This is a genomic window from Paenibacillus sp. UNC499MF (genome assembly GCF_900107975.1).
Lineage (GTDB): Bacteria > Bacillota > Bacilli > Paenibacillales > NBRC-103111 > Paenibacillus_F.
Map to the genome: position 1 here is coordinate 32,194 of NZ_FNVF01000017.1, position 20,619 is coordinate 52,812.

Annotated in this window: 16 protein-coding genes; 3 read left to right on the top strand and 13 right to left on the bottom strand. The window is 55.9% G+C overall.

Features of this window, described 5'->3' with window-relative positions; genetic code table 11:
• Position 1: 1 nt before the first annotated feature.
• The gene (gene yfbR / locus C4S74_RS23205) at positions 2-583 is read left to right on the top strand and encodes a 5'-deoxynucleotidase (RefSeq protein WP_103997708.1); all 582 of its coding nucleotides are present in this window, start codon (positions 2-4) and stop codon (positions 581-583) included.
• 91 nt (positions 584-674) lie between these two features.
• Here the strand turns inward: yfbR and C4S74_RS23210 are convergent, their stop codons facing one another.
• The 4 genes from C4S74_RS23210 to citZ all read right to left on the bottom strand — a co-directional run bounded on the left by C4S74_RS23210 (position 675) and on the right by citZ (position 4,863).
• Complete coding sequence (locus tag C4S74_RS23210) at positions 675-1,079, bottom strand: hypothetical protein (RefSeq protein WP_103997773.1); 405 nt, start codon at positions 1,077-1,079, stop codon at positions 675-677.
• Positions 1,080-1,200: 121 nt separating this feature from the next.
• Positions 1,201-2,145 (bottom strand): malate dehydrogenase, encoded by a 945-nt coding sequence (gene mdh, locus C4S74_RS23215; protein ID WP_103997709.1) that lies wholly within the window; start codon positions 2,143-2,145, stop codon positions 1,201-1,203.
• Positions 2,146-2,303: 158 nt separating this feature from the next.
• Positions 2,304-3,602, bottom strand: a complete 1,299-nt coding sequence (icd, locus tag C4S74_RS23220) for an NADP-dependent isocitrate dehydrogenase (RefSeq protein ID WP_042231152.1) — start codon at positions 3,600-3,602, stop codon at positions 2,304-2,306.
• A gap of 148 nt (positions 3,603-3,750) precedes the next feature.
• Positions 3,751-4,863 carry a citrate synthase gene (gene citZ / locus C4S74_RS23225; RefSeq protein ID WP_103997710.1) on the bottom strand — a complete coding sequence of 371 codons (1,113 nt, stop codon included), beginning with the start codon at positions 4,861-4,863 and terminating at the stop codon, positions 3,751-3,753.
• A 275-nt stretch (positions 4,864-5,138) separates the two neighbouring features.
• Here citZ and C4S74_RS23230 point away from each other — a divergent pair, with 275 nt between their 5' ends.
• Positions 5,139-6,674 (top strand): Ppx/GppA family phosphatase, encoded by a 1,536-nt coding sequence (locus tag C4S74_RS23230; RefSeq protein ID WP_103997711.1) that lies wholly within the window; start codon positions 5,139-5,141, stop codon positions 6,672-6,674.
• On the opposite strand, the gene ppk1 is transcribed toward C4S74_RS23230, so the two are convergent.
• Entirely contained in the window at positions 6,634-8,739 is a 2,106-nt protein-coding gene (ppk1, locus tag C4S74_RS23235; RefSeq protein WP_103997712.1) for a polyphosphate kinase 1, read from the bottom strand. The two genes, C4S74_RS23230 and ppk1, sit on opposite strands and share 41 nt — an antisense overlap.
• A gap of 442 nt (positions 8,740-9,181) precedes the next feature.
• Here ppk1 and ytvI point away from each other — a divergent pair, with 442 nt between their 5' ends.
• Positions 9,182-10,315, top strand: a complete 1,134-nt coding sequence (gene ytvI / locus C4S74_RS23245; RefSeq protein ID WP_103997714.1) for a sporulation integral membrane protein YtvI — start codon at positions 9,182-9,184, stop codon at positions 10,313-10,315.
• 79 nt (positions 10,316-10,394) lie between these two features.
• Here the strand turns inward: ytvI and C4S74_RS23250 are convergent, their stop codons facing one another.
• The 8 genes from C4S74_RS23250 to C4S74_RS23285 form a co-directional block, all read right to left on the bottom strand.
• The gene (locus C4S74_RS23250; protein ID WP_103997715.1) at positions 10,395-10,790 is read right to left on the bottom strand and encodes an FxsA family protein; all 396 of its coding nucleotides are present in this window, start codon (positions 10,788-10,790) and stop codon (positions 10,395-10,397) included.
• A 3-nt stretch (positions 10,791-10,793) separates the two neighbouring features.
• A complete protein-coding gene (locus C4S74_RS23255) occupies positions 10,794-11,225 on the bottom strand; it encodes a thioesterase family protein (RefSeq protein WP_103997716.1) in 432 nt (143 codons plus the stop codon).
• A 113-nt stretch (positions 11,226-11,338) separates the two neighbouring features.
• The gene (gene pyk / locus C4S74_RS23260; RefSeq protein WP_103997717.1) at positions 11,339-13,099 is read right to left on the bottom strand and encodes a pyruvate kinase; all 1,761 of its coding nucleotides are present in this window, start codon (positions 13,097-13,099) and stop codon (positions 11,339-11,341) included.
• Positions 13,092-14,066, bottom strand: a complete 975-nt coding sequence (gene accA / locus C4S74_RS23265) for an acetyl-CoA carboxylase carboxyl transferase subunit alpha (RefSeq protein WP_103997718.1) — start codon at positions 14,064-14,066, stop codon at positions 13,092-13,094. The genes pyk and accA overlap by 8 nt, the downstream gene beginning before the upstream one ends.
• A complete protein-coding gene (gene accD, locus C4S74_RS23270) occupies positions 14,056-14,919 on the bottom strand; it encodes an acetyl-CoA carboxylase, carboxyltransferase subunit beta (RefSeq protein WP_103997719.1) in 864 nt (287 codons plus the stop codon). The genes accA and accD overlap by 11 nt, the downstream gene beginning before the upstream one ends.
• Before the next feature lie 85 nt (positions 14,920-15,004).
• Positions 15,005-15,193, bottom strand: a complete 189-nt coding sequence (locus tag C4S74_RS23275) for a hypothetical protein (protein WP_009676703.1) — start codon at positions 15,191-15,193, stop codon at positions 15,005-15,007.
• A 488-nt stretch (positions 15,194-15,681) separates the two neighbouring features.
• The gene (locus tag C4S74_RS23280) at positions 15,682-16,017 is read right to left on the bottom strand and encodes a phosphatidylglycerophosphatase A (protein WP_374755412.1); all 336 of its coding nucleotides are present in this window, start codon (positions 16,015-16,017) and stop codon (positions 15,682-15,684) included.
• A gap of 299 nt (positions 16,018-16,316) precedes the next feature.
• Positions 16,317-20,513 carry a DNA polymerase III subunit alpha gene (locus C4S74_RS23285; RefSeq protein WP_103997721.1) on the bottom strand — a complete coding sequence of 1,399 codons (4,197 nt, stop codon included), beginning with the start codon at positions 20,511-20,513 and terminating at the stop codon, positions 16,317-16,319.
• Positions 20,514-20,619: the final 106 nt, after the last annotated feature.

Sequence of the window (20,619 nt, forward strand, 5' to 3'; positions counted from 1 at the left end):
GATGGAACATCATTTTTTCGCCTACTTGTACCGGATGCGCTACATAGAAAGATGGAGCCTGATGCGGAGCACCGTGCGGGAGAACGTGGCCGAGCATTCCTTCCACGTCTCTCTTCTCACCCACGTGCTCTGCACCATCGGCAACGAGGTGTTCGGCCGGAGCTGGCCGACCGACCGCGTCGTATCCATGGCTTTGTTCCATGATGCGACGGAAGTCATCACCGGCGATATTCCTACTCCGGTGAAGCATCACAACCCGCACATTCTGCGGAATTTCCGCGAGCTGGAGCAGCTGGCGGCCGACAAGCTCGTCCAGATGATTCCGGACGAGCTCCGGCATGCTTACGAGCCGCTTATACTCGGCCCGGCCGATCCCGAGCTTGCGCGGATTGTCAAAGCCGCGGATCTGCTTGACGCCTATCTCAAATGCACCGCCGAGCTGTCGGCGGGCAACCGCGAGTTCGGCACCGCCAAGAAGCAGATCGAGCAGTCCATCACGGAACTGAACATGCCGGAAGTCGAATACTTCCTGACGCGTCTCGCTCCGAGCCTGGAGAAAACCCTAGACGAGCTGTCCGATTAAGATCCGGACCGCTCGTTTTTGTATGCCCGGCGCCGCCGAAGCGGCTGTGTACTGGCGGGAACGGCGTACCGCCGCTCAGCTGGCCTCCGCCTCACAATATCTGCGGAAACTTCTTAAGCACGAGCAGCAGTACAAAAGCCAGTCCCGCAGCCGCGCTGTACCAGAAAGCCCCGCGCGTCCCTTCGCTCCGCCCGTTGATGACGCGGCGGAGGGCCACTCCGAGCATGCCGCCGGCGGCTCCGACTACAGTGAACAGCGTGATGACGACCGTTATCCAGGCTGCCGAGTAGGTACCGAGGCTGAGCAGGTAACCGCCGGTCGCAAGCTGGGCCAGTAAAACCCACTGGCCGATCCGGTTAAGATGCCGGATCAGCTTGAGCTGACCCAGCCGGGCATCTGCGGGCTGTTTAAGGCTGCTCTGGAGCAGAAGCGGAAGCAGCAAATAGAAGCCCAGCGTGATAGCACCCGTTACGTGCAAAAACAGCAGGGTTTGCATGAGAAGCACAATAAGTCCCTTCCTTCCGGAATTTCGGCCCGATTACATCCGGGCAGAAGAAAAGAGCCGGAACGGCTCTTTTCTCATCTGTCAGACTCTATATGCGGCAACCGCGCTTGATTTAAGCGCCTGTTACGACTTTAATTACGCTGCGGACGGAATCCGCGGATTTATCCAGCGCCGCTTTCTCTTCTCCTGTAAGTTCCAGCTCGAATACTTTCTCGATGCCGCCCGCGCCCAGCAGGGTCGGTACGCCCATGAACAAGTTTTCGTAGCCGTACTCGCCTTGGAGGAGAGCGATAGCCGGAATAATGCGTTTTTTGTCTTTCAGAATAGCTTCCGCCATTTGAACCAGGGAAGCGGCCGGAGCATAGTATGCGCTGCCGTTGCCGAGCAAGTTGACGATTTCGCCGCCGCCTGTGCGTGTACGCTGAACGATCGCCTCGATGCGCTCGGAAGGGATCAGCTTCTCGATCGGAATACCGCCTACGTTGGAGTAACGGACGAGCGGAACCATATCGTCGCCGTGGCCGCCCAGCACGAAGCCGCGAACGTCTTCTACGGATACGTTCAGTTCTTGCGCGATAAACGTGCAGTAACGAGCCGTATCCAGCACGCCGGATTGGCCGATTACGCGGTTTTTCTCGAAGCCGAGTGCTTCGTAAGCCACGTATGTCATGGCATCGACCGGGTTGCTCAAGATGATAACGATGGAATCCGGGCAGTGTGTTTTTACGTTTTCGCAAACGGATCTTACGATTCCCGCATTGGTATTCACGAGGTCGTCACGGCTCATTCCCGGTTTGCGGGCGATGCCTGCCGTAATGATGACGATATCGGAGCCGGCAGCGTCTTCATAAGAAGAAGTGCCTACGATGTTGCTGTCAAACCCTTGGACCGGGCTCGCTTCCATCATGTCCAGCGCTTTACCTTTTGTCGGATTTTCCAGCTGCGGAATATCAACGAGGACAACGTCGCCCAATTCTTTTTGAGCCAGCATCAATGCCGTTGTCGCTCCTGTGAAACCTGCACCTACAACCGTAATTTTGTTGCGACGGATAGCCATTTTTAGTTACCTCCTGGTTATTGTTGCACGCTTCGGACAAGCGGGCATGTTTTTAGGAAAATGTAAAAACAGCCTTACCTGCTGCTCCGCGATAGCGGAAAGGGAATAAGAAGGAATAGCCGGGCAAGCCCGGCCGGTCCTTCTTATTCGTAAAACAATTAGCCCATGTGCTTGATGATTTCGTCGCCGAACTCGGAGCACTTGATTTTAGTCGCGCCGTCCATCAGACGTGCGAAGTCGTAAGTAACGGTTTTAGCGTCGATTGCGGACTCGATGCCTTTATAGATCAGGTCTGCCGCTTCCTGCCAGCCCAGGTGCTCAAGCATCATAACGCCGGACAGAATTACGGAACCCGGGTTAACCACGTCAAGACCGGCATACTTCGGAGCCGTACCGTGAGTGGCTTCGAAAATAGCGTGACCTGTCATGTAGTTAATGTTCGCTCCCGGTGCGATACCGATACCGCCTACTTGTGCAGCCAGAGCGTCGGACAGGTAGTCGCCGTTCAGGTTCAGCGTTGCGATAACTTCAAAATCGGTCGGACGAGTCAGGACCTGCTGCAGGGCGATGTCGGCAATCGCGTCTTTTACGACGATTTTGCCGGCTTCTTCGGCTTCTTTTTGAGCCTGGTTAGCAGCGTCGGTGCCTTTCTCTTCTTTGATTCTGTCGTATTCCGTCCATGTGAATACTTTGTCGCCGAACTCTTTCTCGGCAAGGGCATAACCCCAGTTTTTGAAAGCACCTTCGGTGAATTTCATGATGTTGCCTTTGTGAACGAGGGTAACGCTCTTACGGCCGTGTTTAATTGCATATTCGATAGCCGCACGGATCAGACGCTCGGAACCTTCTTTGGAAACCGGCTTGATGCCGATACCGGAAGTTTCCGGGAAACGGATTTTGTTCGCGCCCATTTCGTTTTGAAGGAACTCGATTACTTTCTTCACTTCCGGGGAACCTTCTTGATACTCGATACCCGCATAGATATCTTCCGTGTTTTCGCGGAAAATAACCATGTCAACGAGCTCAGGGTGTTTTACCGGGGAAGGCACACCGTTGAAGTAGCGTACAGGACGCAGGCAAGTGTACAGATCCAGTTCTTGACGAAGAGCTACGTTCAGGGAACGGATACCGCCGCCTACCGGTGTAGTCAGAGGTCCTTTGATGGCTACGATGTACTCGCGGATAGCTTCGAGCGTATCGTTCGGCAGCCAGCTGTTGTAGGTGTTGAATGCTTTTTCGCCGGCGAATACTTCGTACCATGCGATTTTCTTCTCGCCTTTGTAGGCTTTCTCTACAGCCGCGTCAAGAACGCGCTGGGAAGCCGCCCAGATATCCGGACCTGTTCCGTCACCTTCGATGAACGGGATGATCGGGTTGTTCGGTACGTTCAGCTTACCGTTTTCAATCGTAATCGCTTGTCCTTCGGTAGGCAGTGCATAATTTTCAAATTTCGGCATGTTAAAATCCTCCTAATCGATTATAAGATCATAGTCGCGCACCCGGTTTAAACGCGGGCGCACGCAAAGAGAAAGCCGGATTGTTCGGGCGGGGGACGGCTCCGCCGTTACTCCCGTTGCCGCCCGTCTTCATTGCCGGCCTGCTTAATTAACGTTCTTCGATCGGAATGTACTTCTGATTCGTAGGACCTGTGTACTCGGCACGAGGACGGATCAGACGGTTGTTGTCGTATTGCTCCAAGATATGAGCGGTCCAGCCGGACGCGCGGCTGATGGCGAAAATCGGCGTGAACAGGTCACGAGGGATTTTCAGGGAGGTGTAAACGGAAGCCGAGTAGAAGTCAACGTTCGGCTTCAAACCTTTGAGGCTCGTTACCAGCTCGTCGATCTGAATGGACATTTGGTACCACTTGCCAAGTCCCGTCGATTCCGTCAGCTGCTGGGACATCTTCTGCAGATGCTTCGCGCGCGGATCGCCGTTCTTGTATACGCGGTGTCCGAAGCCCATGATCTTCTCTTTGTTCTCAAGCATCTTGTTGATGTAAGGAACGACGTTATCCACTTCGCCGATATCCTCGAGCATCGCCATAACGGCTTCGTTCGCGCCGCCGTGCAGAGGCCCTTTGAGGGTACCGATTGCGGACGTGATGCCGGAGTAAATATCCGTCAGTGTCGCCACGGTTACGCGTGCCGCGAACGTGGAAGCGTTGAGCTCATGATCGGCATGAAGCACGAGCGCTTTATCCAAAGCTGTGATAGCGGTTTCATCCGGCTCTTCTCCGGTAAGCATATAGAGGAAGTTCGCAGCCAGGGACGGGTATCCTTTGGAAGCGAGAGGCTCTTTGCCTTCACGGATGCGGGCGAACGCCGCGATAATCGTCGGAATTTGGGCTTGAAGCTTGATCGCCTTGCGAACGTTGGATTCGCGGCTCATATCATTAGCTTCTTTATCATACAAAGCAAGAGCGGATACAGCCGTACGGAGCGCTGCCATCGCGTTTGTATCGGAAGGATACAATTTAATTTGTTCAAGAACCTGATCCGGAATGGAAGAACTCGCATTTAAATCGCTGCGGAGCTGGTCCAACTCGGCCTGGTTGGGCAATTTGCCGAACCAAAGCAGGTAAATGACTTCTTCAAAGGAGGCATTCTCAGCCAAATCATCGATATCTAATCCGCGATAAGTTAACACACCGTCCACGATGGAACTGATCGACGATGTTGTCGCAACAATACCTTCCAAGCCTTTGGTAGCTGTCATGGAAACCTCTCCTTATTTCACTGGATTGACAAAAACTGCGGTAGCTTTCTTACTAATAATAAAGGATTTTGACCATTATGTGAAACAAAAGCCCATAAAACTTCATTATCAGTACAATAAATAAACTTTCTTGCACGTTTCGCGTACATTCGCCGGGTTTGTGGTCTATACTCGGTATTGGTACAATAGGAACCAGAGCAGTAAGCAAAATCGGCCATTCATTCATCATACCATATTTTTCACAAACTTTCCCGTTTATAGGAGCCCGAACGCATATGAACAGCAGCCGCTACGCTATTATCGACATCGGATCGAACTCGGTCCGCCTGGTCATTTACGAGGTAACGCCCCAGGGCGCCTACCGGATCTTGCATGAAACGAAAGAAACGGCACGCTTGTCCGAGCGCATCGGCGAAGACGGGGCGATGACGCACGAAGGCATCTTGTCCGTCGTGCCGCTGCTGCGCCGTTTCAAACGGATCTGCGCCGCCTACTCCGTCGATTCGGTGAAAGCCGCCGCGACGGCCGCCATCCGCAACGCCGCCAACGCCGATGACATCGCGCGGGAGCTTGCGGAGCGTTCCGGCATCGTCATCGACATCCTCTCCGGCGAAGAAGAAGCGCGCCTCGGATTTCAAGGCGTAGTCAGCACGCTCGACGTCCGGGACGGCTTCATCGTGGACATCGGCGGCGGGAGCACCGAGATTACCCTTTTCCTCGACCGGAAGCGGGTAAAAAGCGTTTCCTTCCCGTTCGGAGCCGTGACGGCCGCCCGCGAGTACACCACGGGCGGAGTGGTCCGGCCGGAACGGATCGAGGCGCTTAAGGCACTCGTCCGGGATACGGTCGACCTTCACCCCTGGATCCGGGAACACGCGGATCTTCCCCTGGTCAGCCTGGGAGGAGCCGGACGGGCGCTGGCGAAGCTCAATCAGAAGCGCGTCGATTACCCGCTCCCGGTGATGCATAACTACGAGCTGGAGGAAAGCGATCTCCAGAGCTACATGGACCTTCTTCCGTCCCTTCCCGTGGAGAAGCGCAAAAAGCTCGACGGCCTGTCCAAAGGACGCGCCGATATTATTGTTGCCGGAGTCGTCCTCCTTCACTCCGTATTCCGGCAAACGTCCGCTTCGCGTATTATCGTGAGCAGCGCGGGGCTTCGCGACGGCCTGTTCTTCGAAACGGCCATGCCCGCCAGACTGCCCGTCACCGATGTGCTCGAATTCAGCGTGGAGAACATGCTGAAGCTGCATACGCCTCTGCCGCACGACCATCTCCGCCGGGCGGCCGCGCACGCCGCAGCTCTCTATGACGCGCTGGCGGATAACGAGCCCGGGCTGCAGCCGCGCCACCGCTCGCTTCTTCACGCCGCAGCGCTGCTGCAGCGGATCGGCTACACGGTAAGCAGCTACCAGCACTGGCGTCATACGTTCCATCTCATCACGGAATCCCGCATCGACGGGCTGACCCACCGTGAGCTCGTGCTTTGCGCCCTGATCGCCACTTTCAAAAACAAAAACCGGACCCGTCAGCAGGCGCTTCCATACGCAAGCGTGCTGAACAGGTCCGATGAAGACATTGCGGCCAAGCTCGGCTCTCTTCTCCGCCTGGCCACCTCCCTGGATTACGGGGAGAACGGAAACATCGCCGAACTGGACGTGCGTTCCGCTCCGGGCGAGCTGCATCTGCATCTGCTCTGTAAAGAGCCGGACCCGTCTGAAATCGGAACGATCGAAGAAACCGCCGAGGAGACCGGTAAATACTGGTCATTTACCGCATATATTCACGCTTCCGCACTTTCCACCGGCTGATCGTCATGGCATCGAACTGGCTTCTCACCTTGGGCCCGTTTTCGGCCGCCCGGATATAAGTTCCCCCGGGCTGCAGAAAGCGGGCTTTTACATTGTCACGGAGACACAATTCAAGCAGATTGATCACACTCTGCTGCAGCTCCTCGTCCCTGACGGGACACATCAGTTCAATCCGCCGCGTTAAGTTGCGGGTCATCCAGTCGGCGCTCGACAAGTAGACGTCGGGACTTCCCCCGTTTTCGAACCAGTACAGTCTCGAATGCTCCAGAAAACGGTCGACGATACTGCGTACCGTGATGTTTTCGCTCAGATCGGGCACCCCGGGACGCAGGACGCAGACCCCTCTCACGATGAGATCGATCTTTACGCCCGCCTGCGAAGCTTCATACAGCGCGTCCACCACTTCCTGGTTCGAAAGCGAGTTCATCTTGGCCACGATACGGGCCGGCTTGCCCGCAAGCGCGTGGCGCCCTTCCCGCTCGATAAGCTCGATAAGACGAGTCTTCATGTCCGCGGGAGCGACGATAAACGCCTGCCAGTCATGAGGCGACGAATAGCCGGTCATTTCGTTGAACAAGGCCGAAGCGTCCTCCCCGATCACCTGGTGGCTTGTGAACAAGCCCACATCCGTGTACAGCTTGGCCGTGCTGTCGTTGTAGTTGCCCGTGCCGACATGAACGTATCTGCGGAGGCCATCCTGCTCCTGCCGGACGACCAGCGTGATCTTCGCGTGGGTTTTGAGGCCGACCAGACCGTACACGACGTGGCACCCCGCCTTTTCCAGCTTTCTGGCCCAGGCGATATTCCGCTCCTCGTCAAACCGGGCTTTAAGCTCGACGACGACCGTCACCTGCTTGCCCGATTCCGCCGCTCTGGCCAGCGCCCCAATCAGCGGAGAATTGCCGCTTACGCGGTACAAGGTCATTTTGATGGCAAGCACGTAAGGATCGTCGGACGCCTGCAAAATAAAATCCGCCACCGTATCGAAGCATTCGTACGGATGATAAAGCAGCACATCTCTCTCCCGGATCACCTCGAAAAAGTCGTCCGTATGCTCAAACTCTTCCGCGTAAACCTGCTCCAATGCGGGATAGTACAAATGAGCGCGCCCGCCGACCAGCTGAGGAAGCTTGATCAGATACGTCAAATCGATCGGGCCGTCGATTTCGAAACAGCCTTCTCCGATTTCAAATTCATCGCGCAGCAGCTCCAGGGCGTAAGGATGGATTCCTTTCTCCACCTCCAGCCGGACAGGCGCTCCCCATCTGCGCTGCTTAAGCTCTTTCTCGATCTCTTCCAGAAGATCCTCCGCGCCTTCCTCGTTCAAAGTCAGGTCCGCATTGCGTGTGAGCCGGAACCCGTTGACGGCAATCGGTTTATATCCGCTGAAGAGAGACTCGATATGATGCTTGATCAGCTCTTCCATCCGGATAAATTCCAGCTTCTTGCTGTTGGTACGCACGGGTACCCGGACAAGCCTGCCCAAATTATGCGGAACTCTCACAATCGCAAAATAGGTGCGTAGATCCGTCGGCACGCAGCTTTCGAGAACGACGGCCAAATAATTGGACTGCGTATGCACCAGCGGAAAAGGCCGGCTCTGGTCTACGGCCATCGGCGTCAGCACGGGAAACACGATTTCGTGAAAATAGGTGTCCATTTCCTTCTGCTGCGTGCTGTTCAGCTCGTCGTAAGAAGGAAAAAAAATCCCTTCACGGGCCAGCTGGCGGGTCAAATCGCGAAAAGCTTTATACTGGTCGGCCACCATGCGGTTCGCTCTCTTTAACAGGCGCTTGAGCAGACCGGACGGCGTATAGCCGGTAAAATCTTTTTTATGATAGCCGGCCTTCATCTGATCCAGAATTCCCGCTACCCTTACACTCATAAACTCATCGAGATTACTGGACACGATGGACAAAAACTTGGCTCTTTCCAGCAGCGGAGCCGTCGGGTCCTGCGCTTCCTCCAGCACGCGGCGGTTAAACTCGATCCAGCTCAAATCACGGTTTACATACTTATAGCAATCATTGCTTTTAGCGCCTTCCGGCTTGTGATTGTTTTCCACGGAACCCCAGCTCCCATTTTTTCTGCGATTTCTATATCTCTATTGTACAAGGGTTATTCAGGGGGCATGTTTGCGCTGTATTTTTGCTTTGTTAATTTTGTGTAAAAGTTTCGCGGAATGTTTTCCCCGTATTAAATCTCCCCGTTTCGGCGGTCAGGCAAGGATTTGCGCCGACAGCGGCGAAAAGAACGAACTAGAGCCTTTACGGTCTTTTTCCGGCCGAAGAGACGACAAGAAAGGAGCCGCCCTTATGGAACAAGCGCACGGTACATCCGCAGCCGCCAGATTCAGCAGAGCCTGATTGCGGGTATTGTTTCTCAGAACTTAAGACAGGCACGGCCTATAAACGAGGGAGTTCAGAGAAACACTAGTCATGCTCCCCGTGATCCGGGATTCAACCCGTGCTGGTGATAACTCATTTCGAGCGAGAAAGAGGAAGCCTATGAGAGTGTTCAATCCGTACCTGCTGCACAAAATTTTCCGGGGGGCCCTGGTCCTGCTGTTCCTTGTGGCGGGCTGGCTGCTGCTGCGGTACGTATCCCCGCTGATTTATCCCTTCATTATCGGATGGCTGCTGGCCTATGTATTGAATCCGATCGTCAACATGCTGCAGCGAAAAGCCAAAATGCCGCGCTGGCTGTCCGCAACGCTGGTTATTCTTCTGCTGATCGCCATCACGGTTACGGCCATGACCCTGCTGGTGACCAAAGTAATTGTAGAACTGGGCACGCTGGCCGAAAATTTACAAAGTATGATCAACGGCTGGAAGGATCAGGCGACCGGATTTTTAAATTCGGCCTGGTTTCAAGGGATTGTGGGGCAGCTTAACGATTTCATGCGCGCCAACAATCTCGACCTCAGCAGCAACCTCAGCTCCGTTACGGGAACGGTTGCCGACTTCAGCTCCAACGCTTTGAAATATATCGTCAACTCGCTGATCCATATCATCCAGTCCCTGCCGAACATCGCCACCGTATCCATCATTGTTCTGATGGCGACCTTCTTTATCAGCAAAGACTGGTACCGTCTCGTAATGCGCTACACCGTGCTGGTGCCGGAAACCGTCCGCAAAGCGACCCGTCTCATCTCCAGCGATTTGCAGAAGGCGCTGTTCGGCTTTATGCGCGCCCAGCTCATTCTCATTTCCTTGACGACGGTCGCCGTCATTATCGGGCTGCTCATCCTGCAAGTGGACTTCGCCATTACCATCGGCCTTCTGATCGGCCTATGCGATCTGATGCCTTATCTCGGCACCGGCGCCGTCCTCGTTCCGTGGATCATTTACTGCTTTTTCAAAGGCAACCTTTTCCTCGGAATCGGATTGTCCGTCCTGTACGGCCTGATCGTCGTAGTGCGGCAGATTATGGAGCCCAAAGTGCTCGCCTCAAGCGTGGGGCTGGATCCGCTCGCCGCCTTGATCGCCCTGTTTGTAGGACTCAAGCTGTTCGGCGTCGTAGGACTCATCCTCGGCCCCGTGCTTATGGTGGTCTTGACGGCGGTGTATAAAGCAAACGTCTTCCACGACATTGCCCGTTACATAAAAAATGGCCCGGCCGCGAACACGGAGGTTCGCTGACCGGGCTTTTCTTTGGACCTGCTTAACCGGAAACGGCGGAACCGCACAAGCTGCTGTTTCGCCGTTTCCGTTTTTTATTTTACCTGCGATTAATGAACATAAACCGTCCGTTCCTCATCAGCTTCTGCAGCAGAACCAGAATTCCCATTTTAAACAGGGAACGTGTAAAAGGGACCACCAGCAGCAGACCCGCCAGATCGGTAAGGAAGCCCGGCACGATCAGCAGCAGGCCGCCGACAAAGACGCAGACGCTGTCCAGCACGGAATCCGTCGGGTTCTGGCCCATAGACAGCTGATTGCGGGCATAGGGCAGAAAGCGGGACGCTTCCTTTCTCACGATAAGAGCCCCCGCGGCACCCGTCAGCAGAATCAGCCCGAACGTCATCCAGCCTCCTATCAGATGGGCCATGCCGATGATACAAGCGATCTCAAGGACCGGTACGATAATAAAGACAGCAAGCGCAATACGCAACACCGGCTATCCCTCCCTTTGCAGCCATTCATATAATTCAGGCGCTTCCTTATCTATACGTACAGGCCTCCAGGAAGGATTCACCCAGGCGTGCTTCGTAGTACCCGTGACAAGAAGTTCTTCCCCCCGCCGCACTTCGTACTCAAACTCCAGCTTCACCGTCGTGTAGCTTGTGACGCGGGCCAGAATCGTAATTTCGTCGTCATAACGGGCCGGGCGCACATACTTCAGTTCGGCACCGACGACCGGCAGCAGCAGCCCCAGCTCCTCCATCCGCTTGTACGGAAAACCTCTGTCCCGGATATATTCCGTGCGTGCGATTTCCAGCCAGGTCAAATAATTGGCATGGTATACGACTCCCATCTGGTCGGTTTCCTGATACCTGACCCGGATGCCGTACGGAAACCATTCGCGCTCCTTCGTAACTTCGTTCGGCAAGGTCCTTCCTCCTGTCTTTTGGTTGTCCCGTTGTTGAGACTTTTTGTCCCCGGGTTTGAAAAAAAGAGTGAACCCGCTGTCAGGCGGACTCACTCCTTACTTATCCGAGTCGGTTACAGGACGCGCGCACGTCCCGAGTATACAATCCCTACTTCAGGGAACAAGGTAATTTCCATGTCGTCCTTGATCAGGTCAAGGGCACGTTCAACCCCGACGATAACCGGGATGCCCAGGCTGAGAGCTACCACCGCGGCGTGGGAAGTAATTCCGCCCACGTCCGTGATCAGACCCGCCGCACGCTCGATAGCCGGCATATAGTCCTTGTCGGTCGTGTTGGTGACCAGGATGGCGCCGTCCTTCATTTTGCTGACGGCCTCCTCGGCTGTTTCGGCCGTTACGACGATGCCTTTCGCGTGCTGGGTACCGATACCGGTTCCTTTGGCGATCATTTCGCCGACCTGGTGAACCTTCATCAGGTTCGTAGTACCGGAGCTTCCGATCGGCACGCCGGCCGTGATCACGACGATATCACCGAGATCCACGTAGCCTTCGCGGATGCTTCCGTCAACCGCCTGCTCAAACAGCTCGTCCGTCGTCTGAGCATCTCCGTGAAGAAGTACCGGCTGTACGCCCCAGACAAGGTTCAGACGGCGCATAACCTGCGGATTGCGCGTTACGGCAACGATCGGCGCCTTCGGACGGTACTTGGATACCATTCTGGCGGTATATCCGCTTTCCGTAGCGGTTACGATCGCTTTGGCATCAAGCTCCAGAGCGGCGTTGGCGACGGATTGGGAAATGGATTCCGTTACCGTCGTTTGCAGCGCGTGCGCTTGACGCAGGAAAATTTCGCGGTATTCCAGTGCCGCTTCCGCACGCTGTGCGATGCGGGACATGGTTTCTACCGCTTCAACCGGATATTTCCCGGCAGCCGTTTCGCCGGACAGCATGATCGCGTCGGAGCCGTCGAACACGGCATTCGCCACGTCACTCGCTTCGGCACGGGTCGGGCGCGGATTGCGCTGCATGGAGTCAAGCATCATCGTAGCGGTAATAACCGGTTTGCCGACCAGGTTACATTTCTTGATCATTTGCTTCTGCACAACCGGCACGTCTTCCGGCGGAATTTCCACGCCAAGGTCGCCGCGGGCAACCATCAGGCCGTCGGAAACTTCCAGAATTTCATCGAGGTTGTCTACGCCTTCCTGATTCTCGATCTTCGAGATGATCTGGATGTGCGAAGCGTTGTGGCGCTCAAGCAGCTCGCGGATTTCAAGCACGTCGCTTGCTTTACGGACGAAAGAAGCGGCGATGAAATCGATGCCCTGCTCGATACCGAATACGATATCGTTAGCGTCTTTTTCCGTAATACCCGGCAGCGAAATGCTGACGCCCGGAACGTTCACGCCTTTTTTGCTTTTAATCGGACCGCTGTTCACGATGCGGCATTTGATATCCGTTCCTTGAACGGCTTCAACCGACAGACCGATCAGACCGTCATCAATCAGAATCGTGTCGCCGGGCTTAACGTCTTCCGCCAGACCTTCGTAAGTTACGGACACGCGTTCACGATCTCCGAGAATTTCTTCGGTCGTCAGGGTAATCATCTCGCCCGCCGCCAATTCGATCGGCTCTTCTTTCAGCTTGCCGAGACGGATCTCGGGGCCTTTCGTATCCAGCAAAATGGATACGTTGCGGCCTCCGAGCTCTTCGCAGGCAGCGCGGAGATTTTTGATCCGGCCGCCGTGCTCTTCAAAATCGCCGTGAGAGAAGTTCAGTCTCATCACGTTCATTCCTGCCGTTACGAGCTTCTTGAGGTTTTCTTTGGACTCGCTTGCCGGTCCGATGGTACATACAATTTTTGTCTTACGCATGGTTACCCTCCTGAGTAAATGTATATCTGCCGATTTGTCTGAATTTGAGGTATCTGTCTTCTTTGAGCTCCTCTTCCGACATCGCTAACAGCGGCTGCATGTGCTCCAGAACGGCCGCCTTAATATTCGCCGACTGGAGCTCCACATCACGATGGGCGCCACCCTGCGGTTCGGAGACGACGCCGTCGATAACGCCTAGTTCCTCGATATCCTTGGCGGTGATTTTCATCGCTTCCGCGGCATGCAGAGATTTGGATGCATCATTGTACAAAATGGAAGCCGCTCCTTCGGGACTGATGACCGAGTATATGGCATTCTCGAGCATAATCACTCGGTTGCCGACGCCAAGCGCGAGCGCTCCGCCGCTGCCTCCTTCGCCGATCACGACGCAGATCACAGGCACGCGAAGACCGGCCATGACGAGCAGATTGCGCGCAATCGCTTCCCCTTGGCCCCTCTCTTCTGCGGCGTTGCCCGGAAATGCCCCTTTCGTATCGATGAACGTGATGACGGGACGGCCGAACTTGTCCGCCTGCTTCATGAGACGAAGCGCTTTACGGAAGCCTTCCGGATGCGGACAGCCGAAATTGCGGGCGATATTGTCCTTCGTATCCTTGCCCTTCTGATGACCCACGACCGTAACGGGAAGCCCGTCCAGCTTGGCGACGCCGCCGATAATGGCCAGGTCGTCCCCGTACAGGCGGTCTCCGTGGAGCTCCACGAAGTCCGTAAAGATTCTCTCTATGTAGTCGATGGTCGTCGGGCGCTGCGGATGCCGGGCCAGCTGCATTTTCTCCGATGCGGACATCGTGGAATACAACTCCTGCTGCAGCTCGGCATACCGTTCCTCCAGACGACGGATTTCATCCGTAAAATCGATTTTTTTCTCCTCACCGAAACGCTTCAGTTCGTCAATTTTGCTGCGAAGCTCAGTCAGTGGCTGCTCAAATGACAATTCACCCGCCATAATTCGCATCCCCTTTCACGTGCATATCAAGCAGCTTGATCAGCGTGGTCCGCATGTCTTTACGTGCCACAACCTTGTCCACCTGTCCGCGCAGAAGGTTGAATTCCGCGGTTTGGAAGTTGTCAGGCAGTTTCTGCTTGATCGTCTGCTCGATGACACGGCGGCCGGTAAAGCCGAACGATGCTGCGGGTTCCGCGATAATAATATCGCCGAGCATGGCAAAGCTTGCCGAAACCCCTCCGAAAGTCGGATCGGTAATGACGGAAACGAACAAGCCGCCTTTTTCATCCAGCTTCTGGATAGCCGCACTTGTTTTAGCCATTTGCATGAGACTGAGAATGCTCTCCTGCATGCGGGCTCCGCCAGAAGTCGAGAACAGAATGAGCGGATACTTCTTCTGGATGGCGCTCTCAATGGCGCGCGTCAGCTTCTCGCCTACAACGGAACCGAGGGAGCCGCCCATAAAGTCAAAGCTCATCGCGCCAAATACGACCGGATATCCCCCGATCGTGCCTTCACCGGTAACGATGGCGTCCTTCAGGCCGGTCTTGTCCTTCGCTTTGGTAATTTTATTCTCGTAATCCGGAAAACCGAGCGGATCTTCCGAAATCATATTCTCATCATACTCGAACAGACGCCCTTCATCGAGGGTCATCGTCATACGTTCCATCGCATTTAATTTGTAATGATAATTGCAGGACGTACAAACTTTCAAGTTTTTCTCAAGCTCTTTACTGTATTGAATAGTTCCGCAGCGCGGACATTTATTCATCAGCCCTTCGGGTATGTCGCGTTTCGCTTTCTCGGAAGGGATAGTTGCATATTTGCGTTTTTGAAAAAGATCCTTTAGCACATTTGCACCTCTCTGGCTTACAATTTCCGCTCAGCCGTATCGCTGCGGAGGTTTCATAAAACAAACGCCTTCGCAACCGCTGCGGTCAGCGATGTAAAATGGTGTTGAGTACTTCTTGAACCTCTTCCACTTCACCCTCGGGAACCACGATTTCAAATTGGTTCTTGGTCATGGAGATTGCTCGAATTTGGACCAGAAATCCCTCCTCCGACAGGCGTTGCTTTATACGCTCCGCAATTTTGGCGGTGGGGGCAATATAAATCACGGTCCACATGGGGATATACCTCCTCAACAGTACCCGGGTAAAATGGATAGCGCCAAAACGAAAATGACGCAGCAGCGTATCTCTAGCCTTCACTTTCCGTTCTCTCAAGTCTATACAATGGAATAATGATAACACAACCTCTAATTTTACCGCAAGGAAGGGTTGTCTTCCCCAAGAGGCGTCCGCTGCACCGACATTTGAGATTACAGTTGGAAAAAGAAGGATATCGCATGCCGCGCCCCGCTGTTCACAGCCCGGATACCAAGGCATTTCCTCCGTTAAAAAAGCGTTTCCCCGCTTAGGCCCGACAAAAAAAACTTCCCTGGCCCGGGGGCTGGTGAAGTTTTTGTGAATCGGACATGCGGACGCTGCCGCCGCGCCGGCCGCTTCGCCAAGACGGCGCCCCCCGTTCGAGGACTTGCCGCAGAAAAGAATCGGAGCTGGGCAGGCTCCTTCGTATTCACTCCGTTTTCGCCCTTTTCGCAAAATTCCTCGAACTACGTCGAAACGGTTTTGTTCCGATGGGCGATTGCGGCGGATGCCGCCGCGGCCAGACCGGCCGCAAGATCGCCGAGAAACACGTGAATTTCCCGCTCATGATCGTTGAGATCGCGGATAACGCCTAGTTTCTGCTTATCCAGATAATCGAAGCTCGTCAGAACGATCATACCATACACATGTACAATTCCAAAAGCCAGCGTTTCGTCCACCCCGTAAAGGGGCTCGACCGCTTCCATAATGCTTTGCAGCGGCTCGGGAAGAAGCTTGCGTTCCGCCGGCTCATCCGGCGCGCTGCCGGTCATCGGGGTGTACTGCAACTTCGCGTTTGGCAAGTGGTTGACCACCGTCATGTGACGCCGAGCACCGCGCGCTGGGAGCTTGGCGGGGTGCGGAAAGAGCACACTTATCACGCTTTCCAGGCAAGCCTACATCGTTAAGCTTTGTTGTAAGGCCCCTGAGACGGAAAACAATTTCGGCGATACTCACCGCGGTCACACCCTCTTCCGCAGCATTTGCAGCACCGGCTCCGAACTCCTGCTTCATTCTTCCCTTATCCGGCTGTTCTGTTACCTAGCGAATGCGGGCAGGCTGCCGCTTTTGGCGGTTTACAAATGACGCCGGAAAAGGAGGATTATTTCACCTTTACACAATCCTTTCCCATCAACTGTTCGATCGAACGGAACAGCTCCGGGGAAGGCTTGACGCGGTACTGGCCGCTCAAAGCCAGCAGCCGCTGGGTGCGCTCGTAGAACAGCGCGACCTCCAGCGGTCCCGCGTGAAGCTGAAGCAGTTCCTGCAGCTTCACGAGGTTTTGCGGCTCTTCCAGGTGAGCCGCGATCTTGACATACACCCGCTGCCGGGAAGCCCCGGCGGGTGTGCCCTGCGCGGCGGAGCGCCGCGTTTCATCCGCGGACCGGGCTGCGGATGGGCGCTGCGAATCCGCGCTGCCGCGGACCGCGGCACGGCCGGGCGATCCCGTCCGGTCGGCGGTTTCGCCGTCCGGATGCGGGCCGCCTCCCGGGTCAGCGTGGACGCCGCCCGCTGCCGGGCCTGCGCCGGGACGCGCGCCATCGGCGCCAAGGCCGCGGTCTTCAGCGGCTCCGCGGCGCGTCTCGCGCACGACGCTGGAGCCGCGGGCGAAGCCTGCGCCGGATGCCGCCGCGGCCCCGGCCGGCCCCGCTTGGCCGCCGCCGTCTCCGGCAGGCCGCGGGCCGCTTTGGCCGGCTTTCGCGCCGCTGCCCGCTCCTCCGGCGGGACGCGCGTCTGCGTCGGCATTCACGCTGCTGCCCGTTCCCGGGCTCCCGCCGGGCCGTACGCCTGCGCCCGACTGAACGCCGCGGGCATCACCGGCCGCAGCGCGCCCCCCCTGCGGCGAAGCTCCGGCTCCCCGCGGCGCACCGCCGCCGGAGGCAGACTGGCCGCCCGGGCGCAGCGGACGGCGCTGCCAGCGGCGGACGGCCGGATCGTCCGGTGCAGCCACGGCCTCCGCCAGCAGCTTCGGCGGGTCTTCGTCCTGCAGCTGAAGCTTGGCTTTGACAAGGACGACGCTGCCTTTCTGTACGAGCGGAGCATGTTTTTTCCATGTTTCGGGGAATAAAACGACTTCAACCCGCGCAATCCGGTCTTCCAGATCCATAAAAGCCATAGGCTGGCCTTTCTTCGTGACGATCGTTTTACTGGAGACAACCATCCCCGCCACAATGACTTCACTGTTGTCGGCGTAATCCTGTAAATAATGGAGCGGGTCCGCTTCGAGCTCACGGAGCAGCGCTTCATGATCATCGAGCGGATGACCCGATATATAAAGCCCGAGCAGTTCGCGTTCATACTCAAGCTGCTGCGTACGGGAAAGCCGGGCCACTTCCGGAACCTCCACTTCCCAATTCGGTTCTTCAACGAAACCGAATAAGTGAAGCTGCAGGTCATCACGCTCTTTCCGCCATTTCACCGCCGCCTCTACCGTGTCGTCCAGCATGGCGACAAACTGTGCACGGTGGCCGGGAAAGCCGTCAAGCGCCCCTCCCTGAATGAGCGATTCGATCACGCGTTTGTTACAGACGCGCAGATCCACTCTCCGGCAGAAGTCGAGCAGGCTCTCGTAAGGTTTCTCCCGCCGCTCCTTAAGGATCGCTTCGATGGCGTTTGTGCCCACATTTTTGATCGCCGCCAGGCCGAAGCGGATGGCTCCCTTAACGCCGGCAGAAGCTTCGGAGCTGCCTGCGGCGGATTCCCCGGGATCCACGGCCGGAGAATCTTCTCCCCCGGCATGAACGTGTCCTGCCGTCCCCACGGGCTGTCCGGCTGCACCTCCGTGAACCGTTTCCGGTTGTCCTTCTGGTGCAGCCTGCAGGGATGCTTTGGGGGCGACAGGCGTAAAATTAACGCCGCTCTCGTTCACATCCGGCGGAAGAACTTCAAGCTTCATCCGTCTGCATTCGTCGACATATTCGGCCGTTTTGCGGTGATTACCGACGACGGCCGTCAGCATGGAGGCCATAAAATGCCGCGGATAATGCGTCTTCAGGTGCGCCGTCTGGTAAGCCAGCACGCCATAGGCAGTCGCATGCGCACGCGGAAATCCGTAATCCGCGAACCGGACGATCATGTCGTAGACGCCGTTCGCTTCTTCTTCCTTATACCCTAGCCCTACGCTGCCTTCCACGAAATGCGCGCGCTGTTCGTCAAGCACTTCGCGCTTCTTCTTGGAAACGGCACGGCGCAGCAGGTCCGCTTCGCCTAGCGAAAAGCCCGCCATTACCGAAGCGATCTGCATAATCTGTTCCTGATAGACGATAATGCCGTACGTATCCTTAAGGATCGGCACCAGCGCTTCATGCGGAATCTGAGGCTGCGTCAGCCCGTGCTTGCATTCGATGTACCGGGGGATAAACTCCATCGGACCCGGACGGTACAAGGCGATTACGGAGATGATATCTTCAAAGCCCGATGGCTTCAAATCCCGGAGCACCTTGCGCACACCCGGCGACTCCAGCTGGAAAATCCCCGTCGTCTCCCCTCTTCCGAGAAGCTCGTACGTCAAAGGGTCGTTATCCATATCCAGCTGCGCCAGATCCAGCCGGATGCCTTCCTGCTCCTCAATGGATTTCAGGGTCCGTTCGATGATGGACAAGGTCCGCAGACCGAGAAAATCCATTTTAAGCAGGCCGATGGCTTCCAGATGCTCCATCGAATATTGGGTCAGCGGAGTCTGTCCGTTCCCTTCCTGCAAAGGAACATAGTGAGTCAGCGGTTCGCGCGAAATGACAACCCCCGCGGCATGTGTCGAAGCGTGTCGCGGCATTCCTTCGACACGTTTCGCCATGTTCAGCAGCTCCGCGGTTTTAGGGTGCTTCGCGGCCAGATCTTTCAGATCCGGATTCACCTTCAAGGCCGCTTCCAGTGTCATTCCAAGCTGTCCCGGGATCATCTTCGCGGCGCGGTCCACTTCGTTGTACGGAACGTTCAGCACCCGGCCGACGTCTCGTACGGCCGCCTTGGCGGCCATCGTACCGAAGGTGATAATCTGGGCAACGTGCTCCTGCCCGTATTTCGCGACGACATAGTCGATGACTTCGTCCCGCCGCTCGTCGTTAAAGTCGATATCGATATCGGGCATCGTGATCCGCTCGGGATTCAGAAAACGTTCGAAGAGCAGTTTATACCGGATAGGGTCCACATCGGTAATCTGGAGCACGTACGCAACGAGGCTGCCTGCGGAAGACCCCCGCCCGGGCCCCGTCAGAATACCGTGCTCGTGCGAGAAACGGATAAAGTCCCAAACAATAAGAAAATAATCCGAAAAGCCCATGCTTTCGATGACGCCGAGCTCGTACGAAAGCCGTGCGTCCAGCGTCTGCCGGTATTCCCCCTGCGGATCGTTCCAGCCGGGCTGGTTTTCATAGCGGCGCGCCAGCCCTTCCGCGCACAGCTCCTTGAGGTATTCGCCGGCGGAGAGCCCCTCCGGGATCGGTTTGAATTTCGGCAGGATAGACTGATCGAAATTCAAAACCAGTTCGCACTTCTCCGCCACAAGCAGCGTATTGTCGAGCGCCTCGGGTACATGTGCGAACAGTTTGCGCATTTCGTCTTCGCTTTTCAGATAAAGCTGGCTCGTCTCGAACTTGAGTCGCTGGGGATCGTCCACCGTCTTGCCGGTTCCGATACACAGCAGCACATCCTGCACCGCTTGGTCCTGTTCCCTGACGTAGTGTACGTCATTGGTGGCGACAAGCGGGATGCCCGTTTCGCGGCTCAGCTCGATCATGCCCTGCATGACTTTTTTCTGCTCGATGGACCCGTGATCCTGAATTTCAAGATAAAAATCTTCGCCGAAAATAGAACGGTACCTCTCGGCGGCCGCTTTGGCCTGCTCCTTGCGGTCGTGAAGCAGATGTTGGGACACTTCGCCGCCCAGGCAAGCGCTCAGACATACAAGTCCTTCCGAATAGCGGGCGAGATGGTCGTGATCAATACGCGGTTTATAGTGAAACCCTTCCAGGTGGCCGACCGAGCACAGCTTCATCAGGTTCTGGTAGCCCTGCATGTTTTTGGCCAGCAGAATGAGATGATAGATCGGCTGCTCCTGCCGTGTGCCTTTGGTCCGGATCGTCCCTTCCGTAAAATAAGCTTCGCAGCCCAAAATAGGCTTGATGCCCTTGGCCCGGCACGCCTTATAAAACGGTACCGCTCCGTACATGACGCCATGATCCGTCAGCGCAAGTGACTTCATGCCCAACTGCGAGGCGGTCTCCACGAGGTCCTGGATGCGGGCGGCACCGTCAAGCAGGCTGTATTCACTGTGAACATGCAGATGTATAAACGAATTCATGGCCATTACTCCTCCGAAACTTCCTTTCTTCTATTCTATCACAATTTTCAAAAAGGCGAAAATGCGTTCGCCCCGGAAAAATTTTCCCCGCAGCCGTTTTGTCTAT